This is a genomic window from Streptomyces sp. MB09-02B, from assembly GCF_033794485.1.
In the GTDB taxonomy this organism is placed as follows: Bacteria; Actinomycetota; Actinomycetes; order Streptomycetales; family Streptomycetaceae; genus Streptomyces.
The window spans coordinates 1-15,508 of the sequence record NZ_JARGEE010000217.1; the positions used below are offsets into that span (position 1 = coordinate 1).

The following is a 15,508-nucleotide window of genomic DNA, read 5'->3' on the forward strand; positions in this document are numbered from 1 at the left end:
TATTTTTTTCTCTTTGTCCTTTTTCTCTTTTTGTTTTTTTTTTTTTTTTTTGTTTCTACGACACCAACATCGATCTACTCAGGTTGATTGGTCGGCAGCGTAGGTTGTGAAGATCCGCCACGTTGTCCGCCGCGCGGGCCGTGTCGCCCGCCGTGTCGATGGCGTCCAACGCCTTGTCGCCGTACCGCGCAGCCTTCGCCGCAGTCGCCCCGTACCCCGCGAACGGGATCGCCGAGGCGCAGGACAGGGCCGCGTCGACGTACTCGCCCTCGGCCGCGTACCAGCCGCAGTTGGCCAGGTCGGCGGCCTCGCCCACAACCGGGATCAGGCCGACCACGTCGAGGGCCGCGTGACCGATGTCGGACCAGGAGAGGCCGAAGAGATGGCCGTCGATCTCGATGAAGGAGATCGGGTTGCCGCCGGCGAACGCGTAGCGGTTGCCGGTGTACGGGTCCATCGTCAGGCCCATGTCGGCGAGGGCCCCGCCGTACATGTCACGGGTCAGGAAGCGGTTCAGGCCCGGGTCGTACGTGCGGAAGCCCATGTCGTACGTGCCGGACGCCGTGTCGTAACGCTTGGCGTTGAAGCGATACGAGTTGTACGGCTCCGCGGCCTCGCCACCCGCTCCCGGCTTGTCCGCGCCCGTGAACTGGGCCGTGTCGTTCTTGCCGTACGCCGTGTAGCCGTACGTGGTCTTGGTGTCGCCGTCCTTGTCGGTCAGCGCCTCCACGTCACCGTGCGGGTGGTAGAGGTACTGCGTGGTCTCCGGGGCGCCCTCGTCGTCTTCCTCGTCCTTGATCTGGGTCAGCTTCTGGCCCCAGGACGCGTACTGGAAGGAGGTGACGCCCTCGTCCGTCACCTCCTCCCTCAGGGAGTTCGAGGTGATGCCCAGGTAGGTGAAGAGCGTGGTCTTCGCGTCGTCGCCGCTGCCGACCGACTCCTTCACCGTGCGGTCGAACGCGTCGTACGTCAGACGGGTCGTCCGGGCCGCGTCACTGGCGCCCGACGTGATCGACTCCGGGCGGTCGAAGCCGTCGTAGCGGTACTTCTGGATCGTCTCGCCGCCGAAGGAGACGGTGTCGAGGCGGCCCAGCGGGTCGTAGTTGTACGTCGACGACGCGCCGTCCGCCGTGGAGGTCAGGAGGCGGTTGCGGTCGTAGCGATGGGTGGTGGTCGTGTCGTCGACCGTCTGCCGGACCACGTTGCCGGCCGCGTCGTGCCGGTACTCCTCCGTCTTCTCGTCGTCGCCGGTCTTCGCGACCTTCGCGATGCGGTCCTGCGGGTCGTACGTGTACGCGTACGTGTTGTCGATCGTGGAGCCGTGGTCGTCGGCGTCCATCAGCTTCAGGACGTCCTCGACCTTGTGGCCGTTGGCGTTGTACTTCAGGGCGTGTTCGGCGACGAGGGTGTCGTCGGACTGCCGTTCCGTGGTCTTCTTCGTGGCGCCGTCGAGGTAGTAGTCGACGGTCAGGACGTTGCCGTTCGGCTTCGTCTGCTGCGCCAGCTCGCCCCTGGCCGTGTACTCCACGGAGGTCACCTGGCGGTCGTCCGCCGTCGGGGAGGCCGCGTTGGTGATGCGCTCGACCCGGTCCAGCTCGTCGTACTCCAGCTTGCTCCAGGTCAGGTCGTGGGTGGTCGTCAGCGTGTTGCCGTTGGCGTCGTACGTCAGGGCCGTCGTGTCGCGGACGCTGTCCCCGTCGCGTTCCACCACCTCGGTGAGCTGGTTGAGCTCGTCGTAGGCCAGGGTGTAGCGGTCGGTCTCGACGCCGGGGCTGTTGTCGACGATCTCGATCTGGTTGCCGTTGGCGTCGTAGCGGTAGGAGAAGTCCTTCTGCTCGTTGTCGGTGTCGCCCTCGTAGTCGCGGACCAGCCGCACCGCGTCCGCGACCACCGTGCCGGTCGCCTTGTCGGTGAGGGTGATGGCCTGACCGGTGTCCTCGGCGAAGGCGTACTTGCCCAGGGAGCGCCATTCACCGGGGAGTTCGCTCTGGTCGAGGGTCCTGGTCCCGGTGCCGTCCTTGTGCTTGATCTCGTACGAGGCGTCCTTCGCCGCCCCGTCGACCTTCGGATGGCGGACGTAGACCGTGTAGTCGCCGGCCTGCGGGATCGTCAGCTGCCAGACGAAGCGGTTCTCCCCGGTACCCGGCGCGTGCTCCTGCGCGTCGTAGCCGTACACGCCCTCCGGGGCGATCGTCGTCCATGTGCCCTGCTGGGCCGTGTTGTTGACGTCGCTGTTGTCGACCAGGGCGACCTGGAGGCCCACCGGGACGCCGTCGTCCGAGCGGGACTTGAGGGCGCCGCTCGGATAGAAGGAGGAGTCGAGGGTGCGGGAGACCGCGTCGCCCGCGCTGCTCAGCGTGTTCTGGATCTGCTGGCCGAGGTCGTTGTACCGGTAGGAGTTCCTGATGTCGAAGGCGTCGACCGACGTCCTGACCAAGCCGGTGTCGAAGTAGGTGTACTCCGTCTCGTTGCGGACGCTCTGTCCTTCGGACGGCGGGGCGCTGACCTTCTTCACCCGGCTCAGCGCGTCGTACGCGTACGTCGTGCGGTCGGGGGTGTTGTAGCGGCCGTCGTCCGGGTCGAAGGGGCTCAGGGTCTCCTTGACGCGGTTCAGCTCGTCGTAGACGGTCTCGGAGGCGAAGTCCTTCGGGTCCTCGGTCTCCATGCCGCGCGGGGTGACGACCCGGGTCTGGTTGCCGACCTCGTCGTACTCGAAGCGGGTCCTGCGCACCACGCCGTCGTCGTGCGGGACCCGCGCCTCGGCGAGGGCGCCGCGGGCGTCGACGACCAGCTCGGTGCGGTTGCCGTCCGCGTCGGTGGTGGCGGTGGTCAGACCGTCCCAGTCGTACGCGCTCGTCGTCGACTTGCCGATCGCGTCGGTGGTCTCCAGCAGCCGGTGGTCCAGGTCGTAGCGGAACCTGGTGGTGTAGTCGTCGGGGTCGGCGGTCTCGTTCTTGCGGGCGTCGACGACCTTCACCAGGTCACCGACGTCGTTGTAGACGGCCGAGGCGCGCCTGCCCGCCGCGTTGACCGCCTCGATCGGCTGGTAGACCTCGTCGTACCGCGTCGTCGAGGTGAAGTCGCCGGGCTCCTCGGTCAGGTTGCCCTTCGGTTCCGTGGAGGTGAGCTGGTTGCCGACCTTGTCGTACGTGAAGGTCGACACCCGAGCGGGCGCGCCCTCCTCGTCACCTGGCTGGCTGGACTTCAGCAGCTGGTCGGCGGCGTCGAACTCGCTGCTGCTCGACACCCCGTTGGGGGCGGTGAAGACGAGCGTGTTGTCGTTCACGTCGTACTTCGGCGCGGGCGTGACGATGAACTCGCCCGCCTGCTGGTCCTTCGGCCTGCGGTTCTCCAGCGGGCGCGCGAACACGTCGTACGTCTGCGTGGTCGTCGCCCCGTCGGCCTCCTCGACCTCGGTGACGTTGCCGCGCACGTCGTACGTCGTCCGGGTGCGGTTGCCGAGGGCGTCGACGATCACCCGCGGATAGCCGGACGGGTCGTAGTCCTCGAACTTCGTGGTGTGCTCGTTCGCGTCGGTCGCGGAGACGAGCCGTCCCCGGGCGTCGTAGGCGTTGGTGGAGGTGTAGTCGTCCGCGGGCTCGCTCGCCACGCCCTTCGGGTCGGTGACCGAGGTCATGTTGCCGCGCGCGTCGTAGCCGAACCGCCAGGTACGGCCCTCCGGGGAGACCCGGCGCACCAGGTCGGCGATGTAGCCGTTCTCACCGGTCGCGTAGGTGAGCGTGGCGGCGGGCCGGTCGTGCTTCACCGACTCCGCGTCCCGGCTCTCCAGCGGATAGCCCGTCTTGGGGTCGTACTTCCACGTGCGGGCGGCGCCGTTGTTCTCCTCCAGGCGTGTGACGTTGTTGTCGGCGTCCCAACCCAGCTTCGTGGTCCGCTTCTTGGCGTCGGTGAGCTTCACGGGACGGCCGTAGCCGTCCATCCGCTGGGTGCTGGGGTTGCCCTCGGCGTCGGTGACGACCGTCTCGGTCCCCTTGCCCTCGTGGCCGTCGGGGTCCTCGTAGCGGTACGTGGTCACACCGCCGAGCCGGTCCGTGACCGCCTTGGTGTACCCGAGGTGGTGCAGCTGGTCCTTGTCGTCGTGCGGGCCGACGTAGTCGACCTTCGAGGAGTTGCCGCGCGGGTCGGTGACCTGGACCAGCTTCACGCCGGGGTGGTCGAACTCCTTGCCGTACCGGAACTTGAAGACCTTGCGCTTCTCCTCGGCCGCGTTCGCGCCGTCCGTCAGCCGTGCCAGCAGCCCCTTCTCCGTGAAGGTGAAGTCGACCCGGCGCCCGGAGATGTCGGTGACCGACCGAACCTTGTCGATGATGAACGGGTTGAGGAGGTGCTTGCCCTCCTTGACCTCACCGTCCTTGTCGACGTACGAGTACGCCTCACCTTTCTCCCAGTAGTCGATGGTGAGCGTCCGCCGGCCGTCGGCGTCGGTGACGTACTTCAGCAGCTTGGACGGGTGACCGAGCAGCCGCTCCTCGTACGTGAACTCCATCCGGTTGCCGTTCTTGTCCACCTGGGCGCTCGGATAGCCCTGGCAGTCGAAGAGGAACCGGGTCCGGTCCGGGCGCAGGAACTCCCAGGCCTCGCGCTGGTGGGGATGGAGCAGACAGTCCTTCTCCAACTGCTTGACCCGGAAGTGGACGCCGGCGGGGGAGTCCCACTCGCCCTTCTTGTTCTTGCTGAAGACGTGGCTGGTGCCGTCGCCGTCGGTCAGCGTGATCTGCTTGGGCAGCAGCGCGGCCGGGTGGAAGTCCAGCGGCGTGCCGAGCCGGGCCGGAGAGGAGGCCTGCAGCGACCAGCCGAAACCGGCCGGAGTGCTGGACGCGTCCTGCGAGTTGTATGCCAGCCGCAGGAAGGTCGAGAAGCCGAGCGACGGGTTCGAGAAGGCGTTGTACGACCACACCGCGTTGCCCGCGTGAAGGTTGCTCATCAGCGCCGAGCCCGCGCCGGTGTTCTTGCCGGCGTAGGAGTGGAAGTCCTCCAGGCCGAGTTGGTCTGAGGTCGGGTACTCGGCGGTGACCTGGTGCTTCGAGGGCGGCACTCCGTCCGTCTCGGACAGCCAGTCGCCGGTGGCCTTCTCCCGCAGGTCCCACTCCAGGCCGAAGGTGAGCCGCTTGTCGAGCGGGTCGACGAGGACGGGGGCCTTGAGTTCAGCGTCGAAGGTGACGGTCTCGCCGGGCGCGACGTCCTTCGGCAGCGGGGTGGCGTCCTTGTTGAGGAGGTTGGTGATGTCCTTGCCGTCCAGGTGCCAGCGGTACGACAGGACGCGCTCGCCCTTCTTCCACACCGTGTCCGTGGTGTTGGTGAGGGTCGCCTCGACGGTGGCCTGCTCGCCGGGGATCATCCGCGCCGGCGTGTACGGCAGGAAGTAGGTCTCGCCCTCGGGGGCGGCGAGCAGCTTGTCGCCCTTGACCACCTGGCCGACGGCGGGCAGCTCCACCGCCCGCGCCGGGCCCGCCAGCAGCGTGCCCTGCTGGGTGCGGACGACTACGCGGTAGTGGTAGGTCTTGCCCTTGCCCTTGCCCTTGCCCTTGCCCTTGCCTTCGCTCCTGTCTGCCCCGGCGAGCGCCGGGGGCGCGGTGCGGTCGGCGAAAGTCCGGGTGCGGCGGTCGACGGGCGCCACCAGGGTCTCGTCGGTGGGAGTGAAGTCCTTCTTCGTGGACCGGTGGACCTCGTACTCCTTGAGGCCCTTGCCCTCGTACGCGCTCCAGGAGAGGTCGGCGCCGGTGGAGTGCGTGGTCCGGGGCGCGGCGATACGGACGCCGCGGGCCTCGCCCGTGACGCCCCGGTGGGTCAGGGAGGACGAGCCCCGGGAGCGGTCCAGGTCGATGCGGGGCGGTTCCCGGTCGTCGCCCCGGTCGATCTCGTCCTCGTCCTCGTCGTCACCGAAGAGGCGATCGAGGAGGCCCGGGTCGTCCTCGTCCGCGGCGAGTTCGCTTGCCGGTCTCCAGCCCTCGCGGGGGTCGCTGGTGTCGGGTTCGGCCGCGGCGGCGGGTCTCGCCTCGCCGGTTCCGGCGGGGGTGGCCGGTGCGCTGCCGATGATCAGGGCCGTCGCCACGGTGCCGACCAGGGCGGCGCGGAGGCGGAAACGACGGAGGCGTACGCGGCGGAGGCGGATACGGACGCGGGTGTGGTCTAAGGCTGCCATGAAGGGCTCCTTGTTCCCCGTGAGCACAGGGGTCGCACAGGAATCGCCGGGCGCAACTGTCTACCAAGGCCCCCCAAAGCCGTGTCAACGACATGTCAAATGAAGGGGTGAATTCCGGACTGCGAACAGTGCGGAGAAGTCCTGTACGGATCGGTGAGGCGGTGTGAAGCCGTGGAGGCGGGACGGCCGGATCCGGTCATCGGGTCAACGACCCTTCTTTGTCAGGGCTGTTGACCGTCCACTGAAAACGTTTTAACTTCCCCTCACTCCGACGTCGAGAGGTGAGGGGGACCCGTGGGCGCGTTACTACGGGAACGTGCAGGTGCAGAGGAGGACAGCGCGACCATTCATCGAGCGGACGATGTGCGACCAAGCCGAAAACGCTTCCAATCGCGTGCACTGTTCCTGCTCATGCTGCCCGGCCTCGGCTACTTCCTGCTGTTCCACTACGGCGCCCTGGCCGGCAACCTCATCGCGTTCAAGGAGTACGTGCCGTTCGACGGCATCTGGGCCAGCCCCTGGGTCGGCGCGGGCAACTTCCAGCGCATGTTCGAGGACGGGGCGTTCTGGGCGGCCGTCCTCAACACCCTCTGGATCGCCGTCCTCCAGCTCGTCTTCTACTTCCCGGTGCCGCTCGGCCTCGCCCTGCTCCTGCACAGCCTCACCTTCAGCAGCGTCCGTCGCTTCGTGCAGTCGGTGGCGTACCTGCCGCACTTCATCTCCTGGGTGATCGTCGTCGCCCTGTTCCAACAGGTGCTCGGCGACACCGGACTGCTCAACTCCTCCCTGGACGGCATGGGGTTGAGCACCGTCGACATCATCGGCAACCCGGACGCCTTCCGGCCGCTCACCGTCGCCCAGGTCATCTGGAAGGACGCAGGCTGGGGCACGATCATCTTCCTCGCCGCCCTCGCCCAGGTCGACGAGCAGCAGTACGAGGCCGCCGCGATCGACGGGGCCGGCCCCTGGCGACGGTTCTGGCACGTCACGCTGCCCGCCATTCGCCCGGTGATCGTGCTGCTGCTCATCATGCGGCTCGGCGACATCCTCTCCGTCGGCTTCGAGCAGATGCTGCTCCAGCGCGACGCGGTCGGCCCGGAGGCCGCCGAGATCATCGACACCTTCGTCTACTACCAGGGCGTCGTCGGCGGCGACTACGGGTTCGCCGCCGCCGCGGGCCTGTTCAAGGGCGTCATCGGCGCACTGCTCGTGTACGCCGCCAACAAGGTCGCCCACCGCCTCGGCGAACAGGGGGTCTACAAGTGAGCGCCCAGACGCGACCCGGCTGGCTGGAGAAACCGAAGCCGGTGACGCAGGCCGCCAAGGCCGTGGCCCTGGCCACCGTCGTCCTCCTGGTCTGCGTGCCGTTCCTCGTCATCGTCTCGACCTCCCTCGCCTCCACCGACGAGGTCGTGGCGAACGGCGGCTGGGTCCTCTGGCCGACCGAACCCAGCCTCGACGCCTACCGCGACATCCTCGACGGCGGCATCGTCACCCACGCCCTCGGCGTCAGCGCGGGCGTGACCGTCGTCGGCACCCTGCTCAGCCTCGCCTGCACCGTCACCCTCGCCTACGCGCTCTCCCGCCCCGGGGTCTTCGGCGGCCGGCCGGCCCTGCTGCTCATCCTGTTCACCTTCCTCTTCCCGCCCGGCATGATCCCGAGCTTCCTCCTGGTCAAGGAGCTGGGCCTGCTGGACAGTTACGCCTCCCTGGTGCTGCCCGTCCTCGTCAACGTCTTCAACCTCGTCGTGCTGCGCGGCTTCTTCCAGGGCATCCCCGAGGAGCTGTACGAGGCCGCGCGCCTCGACGGCGCGGGGGACTGGCGGGTGCTGTTCTCCGTCGTCCTGCCCCTGTCCAAGGCCGCGCTCGCCGTCGTCGGACTGTTCTACGCGGTGGCGTACTGGAACTCCTGGTTCTACGCCTCGCTGTACCTGGAGAGCGACCACTGGCCCCTCCAACAGGTCCTGCGCACCTATGTGGTGGCCGGTTCCGGGCTCACCGACGCGACGACCGGCGAGGGCACGGTCACCGCGCCGCAGACCGTGCAGATGGCGGTGCTGGTGATCGCGACCGTCCCGATCCTGCTCGTCTACCCGTTCCTCCAGAAGTACTTCACCAAGGGCGTGCTCACCGGCGCCATCAAGAGCTGACCCCCGCCGATTCCAGCCGACACGAGGGATTCACCCATGCCCCGCATGTCCCGACGTACTCTGCTCGGTTCCCTGGCCGCCGCCTCCGTCCCCGGCGTGCTGACCGCCTGCTCCACGAGCTCCGGCGACAGCGACGTCTCCAACGCGGGCAAGAAGCTCGCGCCCTGGCCGACGTACACCCCCGCGCGTGGCCCGAAGCCGGACCTCGCGCCCACCGACGCCGGCGTCCAGGCGGGCTACACCACCTACCCCGCCGACCTCGCCAGATCCGTCTCCCGCACCCCGGGCGACGGCTCCACGGTCAAGGTCATGTCCGTGTCGTTCGGCACGCCCCCGAAGCCCGCTTCCGCCAACCGGTTCTGGGCGGCGGTCGAGAAGGCCCTCGGCGTGCGGATCGAGTACACGATCGTCCCCCAGGCCGACTACCAGAAGAAGATGGCGACGGTGATGGCCGGTGACCCCGACACCCTCCCCGACATCATCAACGTCTTCTCCGGCTTCGTCCTGCCCCGCGAGGCCGAGTTCGTCCGCCGCCGGGCCGAGGACCTCACGCCGTACCTCTCCGGCGACGCGATCGCCGACTACCCGAACCTCGCCAACATCCCCACCCACGCCTGGCGGGACATGGGCCGCATCGGCGGCCTCCTCTACGGCATCCCGCTGGAACGCCCGCTGCCCGGCTCCACGCTCTGGCTCAACCAGGGCATGTTCACCGACGCGGGCATGCGGGAGGGCTGGAGCGCCGACGACTTCGCGGCCGTCGCGAAGCGCGCCACCGCCGGACGCACCTACGCCCTCGGCGCCGCCGCCGGCTCCCTCTTCGGCAACGCCGTCCACGCGGCGGCCCACAACGCGCCCATGGAGTGGACCGTCACCAAGGGCGGCACCTTCGAACCCGCCTGGGCCGACGAGCGCTTCAAGGCGGCCGTCGCCTTCCAGGCCCGGCTGCGCCAGGACGGCTCGTACCACCCCGACGCCACCTCCGTCTCCCAGATCGACCTGACCACGCTCTACTACAACGGCACGGTCGGCTCGATGCAGGACGGCTTCGGCGCATACCTGCCCAAGTACCGGGAAAGCAAAGGCAAGTTGACCCCTGCGGCCGCCCTCCCGTACAGCGTCGGCGGTGAGCCCGGCGGGATCGTCGCCGCCCGGCGTTCCTTCGGCTACACCGTGCTGAAGAAGGCGAAGAAGGAACGGATCGAACTGCTGCTGCGCATCCTCGACTACCTCGCCGCGCCGTTCGGCAGCGAGGAGTGGGAGCTCGTCCACTACGGCGTCGAGGGCACCCACTTCACCCGAGGGGCGGACGGTTCCCCGCAGGTCAGCAAGCTGGGTGAGGTCGAGAACAACACCAACCTGCCGCTGAAGTACCTCGCCGAAGGACCGCAGGTGCTGTTCGTGCCGGGCATGCCGGACGCCGTACGGGCCCTGCACACCTGGCAGCGCAAGGTCGTACCGCACGCCATCCGCAACGCCTCCTTCGGGCTCCAGTCGGCCACGAAGAACTCCCAGGGCGCCACGCTCAAGGCCCTCGTCGAGGACACGCTCACCGGCATCGTCGCCGGGCGGCTCCCGCTCTCGGAATGGGACGCGACCGTGAAGAAGTGGCGGCAGCGGGGCGGCGACAGAATGGCCGAGGAGTTCGCGAAGGACTACGCGGCCAACACATGAGCGACGGCCTGCGGCCGACGACAGCGGAACAGGAGACCCGGGGGATGGGGAACGACATGGCGCCCGAGGAGCCGGAGCCCAAGGACCCGGCGGTCAAGGGCCGGGTCACGATTCGTGAGGTCGCCGTGCGGGCGGGGGTGTCGACGGCCACCGCCTCGCGTGCCCTCAGCGGCAACCATCCGGTGCCCCCCGCCACCCGGGCCCGCGTCCTGCGCGCCGCCCGCGACCTCGACTACGTCGCCAACGCGCACGCCCGCGCCCTGGTGGGCGGCGGCCGCAAGATGGCCGCCGTCGTCGTCCGCCAGGTCACCAGCCCCTTCTACGCCCAGGTCGCCGAGGGCGTGGAGGCCGAGGCCGCCGACCGGGGCTGGCTGTGCGTGGTGGGCGCGACCGGGGGAGACCCGCAGCGGGAGATGGACTTCGTCCGGCTGATGCGGGAGGAGGGGGCCCGGCTGGTGATCCTGGTCGGCGGGGTCGTCGAGGACGACGCGTACCGCTCGCGCGTGGCCCAGTACGCGCAGGCCCTGGACGCCTCCGGGGCCCGACTGGTGCTGTGCGGGCGGCCGGCGCCCGATCCCGGGATCCCGGCGCTGGTCGTCGAGTTCGACAACGAGGCCGGGGCGCGGGCGATCACCGGGCATCTGCTGTCCGCCGGGCACCGCCGGATCGTCTTCCTCGGCGGGCTGCCCGGCAACACGGCGCTCGACGCCCGCGTCGCGGGATACCGGGCCGCGCTGGCGGAGCACGGGCTGCCGCCCGAGGCCGCGCGGGTCGTCGACTGCGGACTGGGGCGTCCGGCCGGGCTGCGGGCGATGGCCGAACTGCTCAAGGAAACAAGGGAGTTCACGGCCGTGTTCGCGGGGGACGACATGGTCGCGGCGGGCGCGCTCCGCGCGATCGCCGAAGCCGGGCTGAGCGTTCCCGACGACATCTCGGTGGTCGGGTACAACGACATCCCGCTGGCCGAGGACTTCGATCCACCGCTCACCACCGTGCGGACGCCGGCGGAGGAGCTGGGGCGGGCGGCGGTGCGGATCGCTCTGCGGGATCCGGAGCGGGGGGTAGGGGGGCGGCATGTGCTGGGCACGCACATCGTCGTGCGGCGGAGTGTGGCTCCGCCGGTGGCTCCGCCGATGGCTCCGCCGAGGGGGCCGTCGAGGGGGCCGTCGAGGGGGCCGTCGTGACAGTGCGGGTTGTTCGTGGCTGGTCGCGCAGTTCCCCGCGCCCCCTCAGGGCGCGTCGCCCTTGCCCCCGACCGAACAACGCACCGGAGGTTTCGACCCCGTATGACCGCGCCGCACGTGTCTCTCGCCGGCAGTTCGACGTTGCCGCCCGCCGATGTCCTCCTCTCTCCCTTCACCGGCTGGACCCGCGCCCACTGGGAGGCGCTCGCTGACCGACTGCTCGACGGGCTGGTCCCCTACGCCTCGCCGGGGCTGGCCCACTACCGGCTGCCGGGGCGGGCCAGTCACTCCGGTCCCGTGTCCGACGGCCTCGAAGGATTCGCGCGGTCCTTCCTCCTTGCCGCGTTCCGGATCGCCGGCTCGGCGGGCAGGGTCGGGCCCGCGCTGATCGAGCGGTACGCGGCCGGGCTCGCCGCCGGGACCGACCCCGCCGGCGGTGACGAGCGGTGGCCGGCGATCACCGACCGGGCGCAGCCCATGGTGGAGGCCGCGTCGATCGCGATCGCCCTGCACGAGACGCGCCCGTGGCTGTGGGACCGGCTCGACGACGGGGTGCGCGCCCGGGTCGTCGACTGGCTCGGCGGGTTCGTCGGCGCGGACGTCAACGACTCCAACTGGCGGCTCTTCCAGGTGATCACCGAGGAGTTCCTCGCCTCGGTCGGGGCCCCGCACAGCCGCGCCGAGATCGACGCGGGGCTCGCCCGGCTGGAGGAATGGTACCGGGGCGGCGGCTGGTACACCGACGGCGACGGGCGGAAGTTCGACTACTACAACGGCTGGGCGCTGCACCTGTATCCGGTGCTGTGGGCGCGGATCGCCGGTCCCCGGGCGGACGCGGCGACGGTGGCCCGGCACCGGGGGCGGCTGCGCGAGTTCCTCGCCGCCCACCAGCACTTCTTCGGGGCCGACGGGGGCCCGGTCCACCAGGGCCGCTCCCTCACCTACCGTTTCGCGACCACCGCCCCGCTGTGGGCGGGCGTCCTCGCCGACGCCACGCCCCTGCCGCCGGGCCGCACCCGCCGGCTCGCCTCCGGTGCCCTTCGGCACTTCGCGGAGCGGGGTGTGCCCGACGAGCGGGGCCTGCTCACCCTGGGCTGGTACCGGCCTTTCCTCCCCGTCACCCAGCGCTACTCGGGCCCCGCCTCCCCGTACTGGGCGAGCAAGGCCTTCCTCGGCCTGCTCCTGCCCGAGAGCCACCCCGTGTGGACCGCGCCGGAGGAGCCCGCGCCGATCGACACCGCCGACACCACGCTCGCCCTGCCCGGCCCCAACTGGCTGCTGCACACCACCGCCGCCGACGGCCTCGTACGCCTCGTCAACCACGGCAGCGACCGGTTACCGCCCCCGCCCGCCACCGCCGACGACAGCCCGCACTACGCCCGGCTCGCCTACTCCAGCGCCACGGCACCGGAGACCCCGACGAGCCCCCAGGCGGGCCCCGACAACCACCTGGCCCTGCTCGCACCCGACGGCACGCCCTCCCCACGAGGCCGTATCCGACCCCTGGGCGCCCAGGGCAGCCGCGCCGCGTCCCGGTACGGCGGCGAGAACGGCGACGGCATCGAGACGGTCAGTGTGGTGCACGGCCCCTGGGAGGTGCGGGTGCACCGCGTCCACGCCCCGGCCGGCACGCCCGTACGCGAAGGGGGCTGGGCCGTGGCCGACGACGCCGGGCCGCCCGAGGCCACGTCCGGGCCTGGCTGGGCGCTGGCCCGCCGCGCGGACGGCCTGACCAGCGCCCTCGTGGGTCTCCACGGCTGGGGCGACGGCCCCGGGAACGTCGTGGGGGCCGTCGGGACGAACGCCTACGGTCACCACTCGGCCACGCCCGTCCTCGAAGGACGCACGGCGCCCGGCGGGAGGGAAACACTCCTGGTCACCCTCGTCCTGCTCAGCGGCGACCCGCACACCCCGCACACCGGCGCGAGCGCGAGGGCCGACGCCGACGGAGACGTGCACATCCGCTTCCCGGACGGCACCCGTACGTCGGTCCGCGAGGGCGAGACGCCGTACGGGCGGCCCCACTGACGCTCCCTCAGGGACAGCGGCCGAAGCGACAAGAGCGGGGAACCCGTGTACCCCTCGACGGCTCACCGCTCACCCGGCCTCGGCTGACGCCGTGACACCCGAACCATCCGGGCCGGTCCCCCGGCGGACCGCTGAGCCCCTCCGCTCAGCGGTCGGCCAGTGTCATCGCCCGGTCCACTGCCTGGAGGAAGCCGTTGACCGTGGTCCGGTCCCGGACCGCCAGGCGCAGCCACGCGTCGTCCAGCCCCGGGAAGGTGTCACCGCGCCGGACGGCGAAGCCAAGAGTGCGCAGATGCCGTCGTACGGCGGTCGCGCGGGGGAGCCGGATCAGTACGAACGGGCCCTCGGCGGGCTCGGCCACCACCAGGCCGTCGGGCGCGAACTCCCGCAGCCCGGCGACCAGATGGGCCCGGTCGGCGACGATGCGGGCCGCCGCCTCGGCGGCCTCCGCCAGCGCCCGGTCCGTGACACACGCCTCGGCCGCCGCGAGGGCGGGCGTCGACACCGGCCACAGCGGCTGGGCGCGTTCCAGTTCGGCGATCGTCCCGGGCGCGGCGAGGACGTAGCCGATCCGCAGCCCGGCCAGCCCCCACGTCTTGGTGAGGCTGCGCAGCACGACGAGGCCGGGCAGGTCCGTCCGCCCGGCCAGCGCCTCGCGCTCACCCGGCACCGCGTCCATGAACGCCTCGTCGACCACCAGCGTCCGCCCCGGCCGGGCGAGCCGGGCGAGCGTCTCCGCCGGGTGCAGCACCGACGTCGGATTGGTCGGGTTGCCCACGACCACGAGGTCCGCGTCCTCCGGCACGAGCGCCGGATCCAGCCGGAAGCCGTCCGACTCCCGCAGCAGCACCCGGTCCACCGCGTGCCCGGCGTCCCGCAGCGCGGCCTCGGGTTCGGTGAACTGCGGGTGCACGACCACCGGGTGACGGACCTTCAGGGCGCGGGCGAGCAGCACGAAGGCCTCGGCGGCGCCCGCCGTGAGCAGGACCCGCTCGGCCGGCAGCCCGTGCCGTGCCGCGACCGCCGCCCGCGCGGCCCGTCCGTCGGGGTAGGCGGCCAGCGCGGTCAGCGACCCGGCTATTCGTTCCCGCAGCCAGGCGGGCGGGGTGCCGGCCCGGACGTTCACGGCGAGGTCGATGAGCTTCGCCCCGTCGTCCCGCACCTCGGAGTCGCCGTGATGCCGCAGATCATGACCGGCGGCCGGCAGGCCCTGGCCCGTGTTCCGCGAGTCGTCATGTCCGTTCCGCAGGCCGTGCCTGCTCCCGGAGCCGGAATCAGTGTGCATGGGAGTGTGTGTGTCCCCAGTGGTGATGATCGTGACCGTGGTGCCCGTCGTCGTCCGGGCGGGCGCGCGGCTGCCGCGGCAGCCCCGGGCTGTTCCCGCCGCCGCACGAAGCGCCGCCGGGCCGAGTGCCGTCGGGCGAAGTGCCGTCGGGCGGAGTGCCGCCGGGCGGAGTGCCGTCGAGGACGGAGGAGTCGTGGGAATCGCGGTGCATGTGCGGGTCGCCCTCCAGTGCCTCCCGGTACCGCTCCACGATCAGATCGAGCAGCTCGGGCTCAGGTCCGATGACATCGGCCGACCGTACCTCGATCTCCGGACGCGCGGCAGCCCAGCCCTCGGTCTGCTGCCGCACCCGGTCCGCCGGCCCGCCGTCGAGCGGGAAGTACGGCAGGACGACGATCCGCCGCGCGCCCAGCCGCACACACCGGTCGAGACCGCTGGGCACGTCCGGCGCCGCCGGCGACACGAACGCCGTCTCCACACCCGCGTACCCGCGCCCCTCCCACAACAGCCGGGCCGCCCTGTGCACCTCGGCGTTGGCCTCGGGATCGGCGGATCCGTACCCGACGAGCAGAACGGTCACCTCGGCCCGGTCGCCCGGGGTCCGCGGCGACGGAGACCCCAGCGCCTCCTCCACCCGCCGCTCCAGCAGGCTCAGCAGCACCGGGGACGGGCCCGGGGGACGGCCGTGCCCGTACGACACCTCCGGGTGCCGCTCCCTCACGCGGTCCAGCACCGCCCGCACGTCCGCCCCGGCCCGCCCGGCGGCCTCCCAGGCCAGCGGGACCACGGCGAAGCGCCGTACCCCGTGCTCCACCAGCGCGGTCACGGCCTCACCCAGCGGCGGCCGGAACGGCTCGGCGAAGCCGCCCCCGACGGGCAGCCCGGGATGGCGGCGTCCCAGCGCGCGCAGTAAGTCGCGGAACGCCTCGGCCCCGGCTTCGTCGTCCCGGGTGCCATGACCGGCGATGAGCAGTGCGGGCGGCGGGGTGGTCACGGTGTCTCCTCGGAGGCGGAAGGGGTGGTG

The 15,508-nt window shown here is 71.0% G+C and carries 8 protein-coding genes; 5 read left to right on the forward strand and 3 right to left on the reverse strand.

Going from position 1 to position 15,508, the window contains the following annotated elements:
- Positions 1 to 55 precede the first annotated feature (55 nt).
- Positions 56 to 6,163 (reverse strand): RHS repeat-associated core domain-containing protein, encoded by a 6,108-nt coding sequence (locus P1P70_RS26710; protein ID WP_319242036.1) that lies wholly within the window; start codon positions 6,161 to 6,163, stop codon positions 56 to 58.
- Positions 6,164 to 6,574: 411 nt separating this feature from the next.
- Between P1P70_RS26710 and P1P70_RS26715 the strand changes: the two genes are divergently transcribed.
- The 5 genes from P1P70_RS26715 to P1P70_RS26735 all read left to right on the forward strand — a co-directional run bounded on the left by P1P70_RS26715 (position 6,575) and on the right by P1P70_RS26735 (position 13,199).
- On the forward strand, positions 6,575 to 7,429 hold the full coding sequence (locus P1P70_RS26715; RefSeq protein ID WP_319242039.1) for an ABC transporter permease: 855 nt from the start codon (positions 6,575 to 6,577) through the stop codon (positions 7,427 to 7,429).
- Positions 7,426 to 8,313, forward strand: coding sequence for a carbohydrate ABC transporter permease (locus P1P70_RS26720; protein ID WP_319242041.1), 888 nt, complete (start codon positions 7,426 to 7,428; stop codon positions 8,311 to 8,313). Before P1P70_RS26715 ends, P1P70_RS26720 begins: the two co-directional genes overlap by 4 nt.
- Before the next feature lie 36 nt (positions 8,314 to 8,349).
- Positions 8,350 to 9,987: an extracellular solute-binding protein gene (locus P1P70_RS26725; protein ID WP_319242043.1), complete on the forward strand. Its 1,638-nt coding sequence runs from the start codon at positions 8,350 to 8,352 to the stop codon at positions 9,985 to 9,987.
- A gap of 44 nt (positions 9,988 to 10,031) precedes the next feature.
- Positions 10,032 to 11,171, forward strand: a complete 1,140-nt coding sequence (locus P1P70_RS26730) for a LacI family DNA-binding transcriptional regulator (protein ID WP_413471551.1) — start codon at positions 10,032 to 10,034, stop codon at positions 11,169 to 11,171.
- Positions 11,172 to 11,273: 102 nt separating this feature from the next.
- Positions 11,274 to 13,199, forward strand: a complete 1,926-nt coding sequence (locus tag P1P70_RS26735) for a DUF2264 domain-containing protein (RefSeq protein WP_319242045.1) — start codon at positions 11,274 to 11,276, stop codon at positions 13,197 to 13,199.
- Between the two features lie 145 nt (positions 13,200 to 13,344).
- On the opposite strand, the gene cobC is transcribed toward P1P70_RS26735, so the two are convergent.
- Both cobC and P1P70_RS26745 read right to left on the reverse strand, forming a co-directional pair.
- Positions 13,345 to 14,484 (reverse strand): Rv2231c family pyridoxal phosphate-dependent protein CobC, encoded by a 1,140-nt coding sequence (cobC, locus tag P1P70_RS26740; protein ID WP_319242047.1) that lies wholly within the window; start codon positions 14,482 to 14,484, stop codon positions 13,345 to 13,347.
- Positions 14,474 to 15,478, reverse strand: a complete 1,005-nt coding sequence (locus tag P1P70_RS26745) for a sirohydrochlorin chelatase (protein WP_319242051.1) — start codon at positions 15,476 to 15,478, stop codon at positions 14,474 to 14,476. Before P1P70_RS26745 ends, cobC begins: the two co-directional genes overlap by 11 nt.
- Between the last annotated feature and the right edge of the window lie 30 nt (positions 15,479 to 15,508).